Raw genomic sequence first — 10923 nt, 5'->3', positions numbered from 1 at the left:
CAATCACCTCGGTTGGTTTCTGTCCCCCCACCAGCCTCGGCCAGCTCCTAAATGCCACAATAACTATGGGAAAACTGCCTTAAAATTGGCGCAGAACCTTGCGTCAATCCCTTTTGCAAGGCTGAGATCAACAAGTTCGGTGGCCTTTTTCCGATCGCCACTCATAATGGCTTCTCGAAGTATCGGGAGCACGATGTTCCCATCATTGCCTTGGCTTTTCCGTTAAGCTGTAATTGTTATGGTGAAAAGGGTTTCTATTTCAGCCGTTGGACTATCTCATTGGCTAGGAAGTGCATCGCCTTCTTGAAGACGAAGCCCCTATCTCTGATCAGGTCCAGCAACAGCATTTTCGGACGCAGGTAAAATTTTAGGTAAGCCGATCTCAGAGCTTTGGTTATCTGGTCCGCCGTAAGATATTTCAATTTCATCACGGGATCTAGGGTGGTGAACTTTCTCCAGTTCATGGTGAGCAGTATCTTTTCTTTCAGAGCATATAACCACAGCCTCGTCCCCGGGTATGGAGTGGCGATGGTGAACTGGGCGAGGTCAACGCCGACCTTTTTAGAAAACTTTATCGTCGTTTCAATTTCCTCAGCACTTTCTTCTGGAAAACCGATCACGAAGGACCCCAAGGCGTGGAGCCCGGCCCTTTTGGCATTTTTCACCGCCAGCACCGATTTTTCTGGCGTAATCCCCTTTCCGATGAAGTCCAGCGTCCTCTGCGACGCGGATTCTATTCCGAAGTAGACGGTATGTGCTCCGGACATTTTCATCGCGCAGGCCACTTCTTGTGAAAAGGTATCGACCCTGGAAGATGCCGTCCAAGTGATGTCCAGTCCTTCCCTCCTGATTTCTTCGGTGATGGTAATGGCTCTCGATTTCTGAAAGGTAAAGGTATCATCCAGAAATTCTATTTCCCTTTTACTGTACTCATTTCTGAGGATGGATAGCTCCTCCAGAGTCCTCGCGACGCTGTGGCCGCGCCATTTCTTGCCGAACTGAAGTGAGGAAGAGCAGAAGATGCAGTTAAACGGGCAGCCCCGGCTGGTGATTATGGTACCGAACTCGATTTTTCCCGCCCGGTATTTTTTCATCGGCAGCAGGTCATAGGCAGGCATGGGAATTTCGTCAACGTTTTCCACCAGTTCTCTCGGCGGGTTGTTTATCACTTTTCCATCGCGTTGGAACGAAAGCCCCTTTATGTTCTTCAGATCTCTTTCTTTTTCCAAGGCAGCTACCAGTTCTTTAAAGGTGTACTCCCCTTCACCTCTTACGACGAAATCCACCTGCGGGCATTCCTGCATGGTTCTCTCGGGCAAAAAAGTTGCGTGGGGACCACCGATGACGATTTTCACGTTTTCGTTGATTTTCTTAGCGACTTGGGCAGTCTCGTAGGCATCAGGCATCATGGCGGTGGTTGCAGTTAAGCCGATCAGGTCTGGGTCATAACTCCTTATTATTTTAGCTACGTCCTCTTCAGCGTAGCCCTCGGCAACGGCATCAACAATTTTTACATCATGTTCATTTTTGATCATTGAAGCAAGGTAAGCTAGACCTAGTGGAGGTCCGGTGGTGCCCATAACTTTGGTCACGGCGCTCTCTGTGGGTGGAGAGATGAGCAGCACCTTCATCTTTCAGTCACCTACATATGAAAGTTGTTCATAAAACAATATAGTTATTGGTCTATTTTTCCGATGTTGGATAGTGGCCACCCCAAATGGTAAATTTTCTTTTGGTTTTTGAATGTGAAAGATGGAAGCTGGCTGCGAGAGAACATTAAAAAAGATTGCTGAGTCTCGTGGCATCAACGAATCCGACATGGCTGCTGACATTACTGATCAGCCGGATTGATGGTTTTAAGAGCAGACAAAGCCTGCTTTGAGCGGGACGTCGGTATTGCTTTTTTGGATAAATTTACCAAGTTGTCGACTATCGATGATAAGAAGCGGCCGGGGAATCCAAGAATGGCTTCACCCGCTCCAATATCGGTCGCGTCTCTGCAACCATAGCAACCAAATGAGAAATTGAGCCGGTCCTCAAGGTATGGCACCACTGTAGCGTCGACGCAAGCGGCTTGGAGTACCGCAGTATTTGAGTACACGCGCTGTCCTACCTTGAGGTTCAGGTAGGCTAGGAGGATCCACATCAGTTTTTCCACCTCATCTTCAACGACGACGATGTTGGGAACACAGTTTGATCTTTCTAACGGGAAAAGATGCAATTGCTTGATTGAACCGGGTTGCAGTCTGGGCATTTCGGCGAACATCCTTTGTCCTGCAGCTTCTTCGGAAACGATGCCAAAGTCAACGAGACTTCTTCCGGTCTTTAAATTTTCCGTTAATTCTTGGTATCCAAAGCAAGAGGATGCCGCCGGACAGGAGAGACCGTTCGCCCTGAGCAAAACGCCTTTTCCCTTTCTGGCCAACATCAAACCCTGACAATATCGATGTTTGTTCAACAACTCGGTGCCAGGAATATCCCTTTCAACCGACATTAAATTTACGCCAACTGGAGAGTATTTTAAATCAAGAACCTCCACCATCTTTTTGCCCAATTCTTTATAAGTTTGGGCCATATCTCGGCACCGTTTGTCTTTTTCAATCCTCAAGTATGGCCCTGATGATAAGGTCCTTGGCTCTCTTTACATCGTCATTTGAGATGTACGCCATGACCTCTTTCAGGTCACTACCGATGTCCTCGTGGAGCGCCTTTTTTTCATACCGATGTCTTTAGTCAGCACGATGTTTTTGTTTACCCTGAAACCCGCTGCTTCCACCACCTTCTTGCTACACTCAAACGGGCATCCATCCACAGTCACGATTTTTCCGGCTGCTTTCGTCTTACCGTGAACCGGAGCCACGTTGGTCGGCAGTCCCGCCAAACAGCCAATGGCCACCTTTTTCAATCCAAGTTCCTGAACCGCTTCCAAAGCCGCAAGGGCTGCGGTGATTCCTGTATTTGAAAGCCCTCCAAAGCATACGTAGATGATGTTTTCATGCGTGTTCCTTCCGGCTTCCCATTTCATTTCCTCAGACAAATTTCAACCACCTCCCATTTTCTTCATACCAATGACCCGTAAAGCATTCCAGTCAAAGTGGCGATTATCACAACCAGCAACACATAAACGCCGGCCTTTTTTCCATCCGACCATCCTAGTGAGGACGATTATGCTGGGTAGGCTCAGTGCCGGACCAGCAAGCAGGAGGGAGAGGGCCGGCCCGGGCGCCATCAGCCCGTTGCCGTAGCCAAAGAGAGACCCGACAATCGGAATTTCAAAGTTGGCATGTAAAGGAGGGCCCCGATGACTGAGGCCAGCAGGCAAGCTGTCAGCGAGCTGTTACCGAGGTAGGGCTTGGTCAACTCGCCCACGGAAGTAGCCGGGTCATGAGAAGGGGGGGAAGTTTGCCGCGATGCCGCCGATCACTCCCACGATAAACACGCCGGCGCCGCGTTTATAAATGCCTTGAAAGATGGGCAGGATTGTGCAGCTACAGACAGCCAGAATGGCTCCGGATACGGTGGCAACGCTGTAAGAGAGCCATTTCTTTGCTCCGGCTCCAAAGTATTTGAGTACGGACTGTTTGCTCGCTAGGGCCGCGATTGCCCCTGAGATGAAAAAGGCTGGAACTAGACCGATAATTACATGCGCCGAGAGATACTCAGCCAATGCATCGATTCCGAGTTCGATTATCTCATACATAGTATTTCAAAAATGTTTGAACTACTTTATAAAGATTATTATTTGAGTCGAGAATAATTTTTAATCTAGACTGTACAGGTCCCCTTGTATGACTCGATGGGTTCCGCTGTAGTTTCACCGGCCGGATGCTCCAGCCAAACCGGCAACACCTTTTTCTCCTTTCGTAGCGCTTCGATTGTTTGTGCCGCCAATGTCCTCTTCTTCAGCGCCTCTTGTCTTATGGCATCCAATCCGGGTTGCACGCTCGTCAGATCGGTAACGGTGAACTTGCCCAGCTTGCCCGCTTCTGCAAACGCTTCTTCCCCCAGCTCCGTCCTTAACAAAACCGTCGATTTGCCTGCGGGCGAGCCCAGATAGCCGATTGAGATATCAGCCGTTTCAGCCGAGAAGTTGGAGCAGATCCGGCAGGGCAGGTCAATGTATTTTCTTATCTCGCTGAGCGGAAGCTCTCGTGATGGCTCGTGCTTCAGGTAAACAATCAATTTCTCATTCTTCAGGTCAAACTTGCTCACCGAGGCCAGTGGTATCTGAAGGCTCTTTTCAACGATATTCTTGAAAAATCGCTCATAATTGAAGACACCGCTGCAGAACAGCCCAATCCTTAACTTTATCGCGTCGGAGAGGTGTTCGTTTTTAGGTGTAGATAACGCCATCCGCCTCGAGGCGATTATCTGGCAGGGCGTCCCCACGATGGCCACCTTTTTTCGATAGTACATGTTCACCGCCTCGCGCAGTCCTAGGGAGGTCGGCCCTCGGGAATATTTTGTCCCGGCGCCCTCCGCCACCTCCTCGGGGCACGTGGCCACCTTAACAACTGGATACCAAGGGGCGGCATCAGTGCCTGTGACAATGGCCGCGTCTATGTATCCGATCTCAAGTAGCGAGCTGAGCAGCGCGGTAACCGCACCGCCGTCTTGGGCCCGAATTTTAACGCTGGGGTCGTTGGCTTCAACCGAGAGGGCGTGTCTGAAGGTTCCGATTAGCTCATCGTTCGGCGGAGCGCCGAAGACCGGGATCTGCAGGCTTTGGGGGTCAATGACCTCAGGGCAGGTCCCGTAGCAGATGCCGCAGTTGATGCAGACTCCTTTTAAAGTCGGTTTTTCGTTAACTCTCTCCAAGGCCTGCACTGGGCAGGTTGCAACACAGCTGCCGCAGCCGATGCAGTAATCAGGGGTTACAACATCCTTGGCCAAGTGCTGCCAGACCTTAACCATGGTGCTTCCTCTTAAACCCATACTGTTCTGGGTTATAAAAGGGCCAATCCACGACTTCGGCCTTTCTCTTTCTGCCATGTATTTCGACGAAAAGAGTTTCCCTAGCCTTGACCTCAGGAGGCACGTAGCCCATGGCAATTCCCACCTTTAGAAGCGGCGATAAGGTTCCGGATGAGACCCAGCCAATCCTTTCGTTATCCCTGAAGATGCTGTATCCCTGTCGTGGTATCCCTGGTTCAAGCATTCGCAGCCCAATTCGGATCTTTTTCAGTCCCGATTTCTTCTGCTCCAGCAAGGCCTCTCGACCGATGAAGTCCCCTTTGTCGAGTTTAACCGCAAATTCAATTCTGGCCTCAAGAGGGGATATCTCCTCAGTGAGGTCATTCCCGTATAAACAAAGACCAGCTTCCAAGCGCAGGGTGTCACGGGCCCCGAGCCCACACGGCTTAACTCCGGATTCCCCACCGGCTTGAAGAATGGCCTTCCACAACTTCTCAGCTCTCTCCGGATTGGATTGGGGTTCGTCCAGGAGAAAAATTTCGATGCCATCTTCACCGGTATAGCCAGTTCTGCTGGCGAGACATTCGATGCCGGCGATGTTTACCCAGGCGGCCCTGAACCTCTTTATCTTGGTGAGGTCGAAGTCGGTCAGTTTTTGCAACGTTGGTAGGGCCTTTGGTCCTTGGAGCGCAAAAAGAGTCGTCGTCATGGTAATGTCCGTTATCTCCGCCCCCATTTTGTTATTCTCCTGAAACCAGTTGCCTATCTTGTCGACGTTGGCGGCGTTGCAAACCACGAGGTAGTCATTTTCGGCCAGGCGATAGACTAAGATATCGTCACGGGTTCCTCCTTTTTCGTTGGTCACCGTTGAGTACTGGCTTCCCAATATTTCTAGCTTGGACACATCGTTGGTGGTCACGCTCTGGAGAAATTCCAGTGCTTTCTGGCCACTTACTTTAAACTCTCCCATGTGGCTGACGTCAAAGAGTCCCGCCGCTTCACGCACGGCCATGTGTTCCTCCGCCAAGCTCGTGTAGCTCAGCGGCATCTCCCAGCCTGCGAACTCGATCATCTGCGCACCCAGCGCATGATGCACGTTGGCTATGTGAAGCTGTTTCATGTTATCCCAACACATCTATTTTCATTTCTTTATTATTCTTTGTTTGAACCCCGCTTGGATAAAGATTCGCGTGGAAGGTTTAAGAGGTTGAGGACGACATTTTTAACGATTCTTTCTCAGCCCTTTTGACGATCTCGCTTAGCCTCTCTTGCACGTCTTTTGGTAATGGGGTGGGTTCGTGTTCCCTTAAGATCTTTTTTGCCATTTCCCTAGCTCTCTGAGCCATGTCCTTTCTACCCTCCTTTTCCCAAATCCATACCGAGCTTCTATCGGTTATCACGGCATCCTGAATTTCCTTCTTATAATGCTTTAGCGTGTGTTCGGTCGCTATGAAGTTTCCTCCAGGGCCAATTTCACATATCAGGTCAACGCCCAAGGTTTCTTCGCTTACCTCGGTACCTTTGGCTATTCTTGAGACCATGCGCATGATTTCCCAGTCGATTAGGGCCTCCTCATAGGAGACCCCTCTTGATGCCAGGGAGGATCCTATACCCATCACCATGTGGTTTCCCGTCATGGTCGTGTAGAGTGCGGACAAAGCCATCTCATAACCCGCCTGTGCGTCAGGCAGCTTCGAGTCCGTGGCCACCCCAACCCAGGTTGGTACCCCATAAAAACGGCCGAGCTGGGCGTTCGCCGCAATCGCGAACACCCTTTCGGGGCAACCGCACAGGGCCTCGGCCTTCTTCATATCCATGACGTGCGAAAGTCCAATCGAATAGGCGACGGGAATTCCGGGAGTGATGAGTTCGAGGAGCGTGATACCGCTCAAGACATCCGCGTTGGCAACGGCTAGGGAACCAGCTATTGTTATCGGCCCCGTTGCCCCGATGATGGCCTCAGTGGCCACGAGGCAGGGCAGGCCTCTGGAGGCCAGTTCAGACCAGACGTCAAGGGCGATGCCACAGTGTTGCAGCGGGCTCACGGCACAGCCGGCGCCGAAAATTAACGGGTTCTTTGTCAGCTCTTCATCTCCTCCCATGACAACGCTGGCCATCTCAAAAACATTTCTCGCCCCCGAGCCGGAGTAAAGGTTTTGTTCCAAGAATTTTGAGCTGTTGTTGACCATCGCCTCGAACTCGTGTTCTGCCGAGACCATGGGGTTTACATCTCTGGCCATTGGCGGTGTTATGAACCAGACATCGTCCAAGGCGTCGGCAAACTTGGCCCATTCAGCTACATCCTTTTTGGTGGTTTCTCTGACCTTTCCAGTTTCCAAATCCACAATTAGGGGACCACCCATCATTCCCCAGTATGACTTGTCTTCACCGACAACGAAGTCGTGTTTTCTCTCCCTTCCGGCGAGTCTGAATTTACCCGGCACATGTTTCAGGGCATCTTTAACCAGAGATTCGGGCAGCTTGGCAATCTTGGTCTTGTAGCTCACTTCTGCCCCGGCCTTTTCCAGAATTTTCAGGGCCTCTTCTCTTTCATACCAGACTCCGGCTCGTTCCATTATTTCCAAGGACGCTTGATTTATTTGGTAGACCTCGTCCTTAGTGAAAGGCTCGAGTAATTTTCTAGTCATTCTCTCATTTCCCAACAAGCCTTTTACATTCCTCTACTCCTAACAAGGCATCACCGGCAAATGCGTCGGCACCGATGTTCTTGGCGAAATCGGCCGTTACTGGAGCGCCGCCGACGATGGTCTTTGCTTTCGAGCCAGCTTTCCTCAGAGCCGCTATAATTGTGCCCATAAACTGCATCGTGACGGTCAGCAGGGCAGACATGGCCACGATATCCGCATCAACTTCTTTAGCTTTTTCCACAAATTTTTGGATGGGGACGTCTCTCCCGAGGTCATAAACCTCGAATCCCACGCCACTGAGAAGGGCCTTCACAAGATTTTTACCAATGTCGTGCATGTCGCCCACCACTGTACCGATGACGATTCTGCCGAGTGAATCGGCTCTTTCACTTTTCCGGGTGAGCTCCGGTTCCAGTATTCTATACGACTCCTGAAAGGCTTCAGCGCAGACCATTATCTCGGGGAGGAAGTACTCGCCCTTTTCAAATTTGCTGCCGGCTTCGCGCAGCGCCTTTATTGAGCCCTCGTTGAGAATTAGAAGAGGATCAATCCCTTTTTCCAGAGCTTCCTTTGTGGCTTCTTTGGCCCCCCTCAGGTCAAAATTCAAAACGGCGTGGTAAATTTTTTTAAGGCTTTCTCCGCTTTCGTTCATCAACCTCATTTGTTTTTTTCGTTAACGCCTATTTAAGGATAGGGAGAACAAAAAACTCCCGATTGGTTTGTCAATTATCTTTTTTACAGGTTTAACAAAATCCGGTGGACAAACTTATTTGGGGATGATATGGTGCAAGAGCACTGGTTCATTTTTGCAAATCACAAAGATTTATTATTCGCTGATAAAAATGAAATTGTGACGAAGATGGAGATAGACCTTTCTTTAAAATTGGCCGGATTGGAGTTAAAGAACCCGATAATCGTGGCCTCCTCGGCCTTTTCCAGAAATGGGGCCACGATAAAAAAGCTATCGGAGTACGGCCCCGCCGCAATCGTGACCAAGACCATTGTGGCTCAGCCAGTCCCCCACGCTAGGCCCTGTTATGCTGCGATTGACGGTGGTTTCATAAACTGTCTCTCGGGCAGCGACCTTTCAGCGGATCAGTGGTTCAAGGAAGAGATTAAGATAGCGAAAGAGGGCGAGGTGAAGATAATCGCGAGCATAGCTGGCAGATTTCCTGAGGAGAGCATAGAACTGGCAAAGAAAGCTGAAGAAGCCGGAGTCGACATGATAGAGTACGCCACCGCATGCCCGCACTTGGCCGAGATATACAATGCCATGTTTCCGGGGTCGATGGGGCCGCCGGAGGTCCACAACCCGGAGCCGCTGGCCAAGATGCTGGCGGAGATAAAAAAGGAGGTTAGCATCCCGATAATGCCGAAATTCAGCTCCATATTTTTCATAGACGCGGTGAATTGGGCGAAGGCATCGGAGAAGGCGGGTGCGGATGCCATCGCTGCTGCGGACGCGTTAGGTCCGGTTCTGCAGATAGATATCGAGACTGGACAACCAGTCCTCGGTGGCCCGAAGGGTAGCGGCGGACTGACCGGTCCCGCAATCAAGCCACTCGTCTTGAAGATGGTATTGGACATGGCAGAGAACGTCAATATCCCCATAGTCGGTGTGGGTGGAATTAGCAGCTGGAGGGACGCGGTGGAGTACTTTATGGTCGGGGCGACCTGCGTTGGTCTCGCGACCGCAGTCCACCTGAGGGGGCCAAAAATAATTCCACAAATTCTGTATGGCATTAAAAAGTTCATGGAGGACAAGGGCTACTCTTCTTTAAGCGAAATTCGGGGCCTAACCCACCGAAGGATAAAGGAGAGGGAAATCAGGGGGAAACAGCTGATTACAACCCCCAAGGTTCCGGAGATCGATATCAATAGGTGCAACGCTTGCGGAATTTGTCAACGGGCTTGCATATATGAGGCGATAACAGTTGATGAGTTCGCCAAGATAGAGCCGGCAAAATGCTTCGGCTGCGGATTATGTGTTACCGTTTGCCCGACTAAGGCACTGTCGCTAGATTATTATCAGGTATGAAATTTTCTTGTTTAGAATTACGGCAGCAGACTCGGTGATAAATCCTTCGAGACTAAAAAAATCAAAAAAAGAAGAAAGGGAAGGGGTTTTGTTAAAGAAAATTAGATTTCCCCTTCCTGCAGGTATTTGTTCAGCGTTTTCAGATCCCAGCTGGGATCGATGCCCATTCTTTCCACAGTTCTACCCGTGCTTCTGAAGTCCCTGTCGAGAAGAGCCTCCGCCATGGTAATCTCGGCGTCGACCACCGGCGTCGGCACATTCAGCATGTCCCCGAGCGAAGAGTAGGTGACCAACCCGTAAGGCACGTCCTCGAGCAGATGCCGGGTCTCAAGCTTGAACGGTCCTTCGCACATCTCCAAGAACGGCGTATGAATGGCCTCGTATAGCGGGAGGACATAGTTCTCGCCGTGGGGATTCCATCTTACGTGGAGGATCTCCTCTTCCAGCGTGTAAGGTCTTATCCCTAGCGCCTTGGACAGCGCCATTCTTTCCCGGTCCACTTTTTCCATTAATCTTACCACCGATGGTGTCAAGGAGTCCTTGCCAAAGAGGTGGAAACTTTTATCACCCGATTCAATCCGACCTGCGTTGCATAGCATCGGAGGAATGTGGGTGATGGCATTGTAATCCACTAGAACGGTTTCGAGCGGGCTCTGGGCTTTTCTTATCGAGTACATGGGATAAACTTTTTTCAGCGTTTGAATGACCTTGTCGGTGTTTTTACCCGGGAAAGCGGTTGTTATTATTTCCCAAGTCCTCGATTCAAGTCTCACGACGTTGTCGCCCATGTATGAGGCCCCGTAGGGCAGCGTGTTGGTGTCGCCCAAGTAAACTTCCTTTTTGACACCCATCTCTTTGAACACCTGGTAATATTCGATTGCACCGCCACCCTTGCCAAAATAGACAAGCGTTTGACCGTCCTCTATATGTGGAGCTACCAGCTTAGCGTAGTTTCTTACTCCGAAGAAAGGCAACGGGTTCACAATCAGGTCGGCTCCCGAGATGGCTTCCTTTATGTCCGTGGTTATTAACGAAATCTTGGCGAAGTCACCTGGCAGTTCTTCCATCTTTCCGATTAATTTAATCCCTCCCTTTTCAATCACCGGTTTAAATCTCTCTCCTGTTCTCGAGTAAAATCGGACCTCATGGCCGCGCAGCGAAAAATCTGCCGCGCACATGAAGCCTCCACTTCCCGAGCCCAAAACAGCTATTTTTATTGTCTCACCCCAACTTCATCGATTTGTCCCATATATATTCTTTTCCATTTTTCTGCATTGTTGCACAAATAAACGCGAAATCTCCTGCGCAAGCTCCGGTTTGGCT

General features: G+C 50.3%; 10 protein-coding genes. 1 reads left to right on the top strand and 9 read right to left on the bottom strand.

The window, feature by feature from the left end; genetic code table 11:
• Positions 1-254 precede the first annotated feature (254 nt).
• From ACP5PX_RS06750 to ACP5PX_RS06715, 8 genes are all read right to left on the bottom strand, one after another.
• Complete coding sequence (locus ACP5PX_RS06750; RefSeq protein ID WP_428085209.1) at positions 255-1631, bottom strand: B12-binding domain-containing radical SAM protein; 1377 nt, start codon at positions 1629-1631, stop codon at positions 255-257.
• Between the two features lie 200 nt (positions 1632-1831).
• Entirely contained in the window at positions 1832-2608 is a 777-nt protein-coding gene (locus ACP5PX_RS06745; RefSeq protein WP_428085208.1) for a DUF169 domain-containing protein, read from the bottom strand.
• Between the two features lie 69 nt (positions 2609-2677).
• Positions 2678-3037, bottom strand: coding sequence for a putative zinc-binding protein (locus ACP5PX_RS06740; RefSeq protein WP_428085207.1), 360 nt, complete (start codon positions 3035-3037; stop codon positions 2678-2680).
• Positions 3038-3382: 345 nt separating this feature from the next.
• On the bottom strand, positions 3383-3700 hold the full coding sequence (locus ACP5PX_RS06735; protein ID WP_428085206.1) for a permease: 318 nt from the start codon (positions 3698-3700) through the stop codon (positions 3383-3385).
• A gap of 65 nt (positions 3701-3765) precedes the next feature.
• Positions 3766-4914 carry a Coenzyme F420 hydrogenase/dehydrogenase, beta subunit C-terminal domain gene (locus ACP5PX_RS06730; protein WP_428085205.1) on the bottom strand — a complete coding sequence of 383 codons (1149 nt, stop codon included), beginning with the start codon at positions 4912-4914 and terminating at the stop codon, positions 3766-3768.
• Positions 4907-6034 carry a glycine cleavage system aminomethyltransferase GcvT gene (gcvT, locus tag ACP5PX_RS06725; RefSeq protein ID WP_428085204.1) on the bottom strand — a complete coding sequence of 376 codons (1128 nt, stop codon included), beginning with the start codon at positions 6032-6034 and terminating at the stop codon, positions 4907-4909. Before gcvT ends, ACP5PX_RS06730 begins: the two co-directional genes overlap by 8 nt.
• A gap of 79 nt (positions 6035-6113) precedes the next feature.
• Positions 6114-7562 (bottom strand): trimethylamine methyltransferase family protein, encoded by a 1449-nt coding sequence (locus ACP5PX_RS06720; protein ID WP_428085203.1) that lies wholly within the window; start codon positions 7560-7562, stop codon positions 6114-6116.
• Between the two features lie 4 nt (positions 7563-7566).
• Entirely contained in the window at positions 7567-8214 is a 648-nt protein-coding gene (locus ACP5PX_RS06715) for a cobalamin B12-binding domain-containing protein (RefSeq protein WP_428085202.1), read from the bottom strand.
• A 207-nt stretch (positions 8215-8421) separates the two neighbouring features.
• Between ACP5PX_RS06715 and ACP5PX_RS06710 the strand changes: the two genes are divergently transcribed.
• A complete protein-coding gene (locus tag ACP5PX_RS06710; protein WP_428085210.1) occupies positions 8422-9600 on the top strand; it encodes a 4Fe-4S binding protein in 1179 nt (392 codons plus the stop codon).
• 101 nt (positions 9601-9701) lie between these two features.
• On the opposite strand, the gene ACP5PX_RS06705 is transcribed toward ACP5PX_RS06710, so the two are convergent.
• Entirely contained in the window at positions 9702-10802 is a 1101-nt protein-coding gene (locus ACP5PX_RS06705) for an NAD/NADP octopine/nopaline dehydrogenase family protein (protein WP_428085201.1), read from the bottom strand.
• Positions 10803-10923 lie beyond the last annotated feature (121 nt).

It is taken from the genome of Hadarchaeum sp. (SeqCode) (assembly GCF_049969415.1).
Taxonomy (GTDB): Archaea; Hadarchaeota; Hadarchaeia; order Hadarchaeales; family Hadarchaeaceae; genus Hadarchaeum.
The sequence above is the reverse complement of the archived record's forward strand: the minus strand, read 5'-3'. Positions and strand labels throughout refer to the sequence as shown.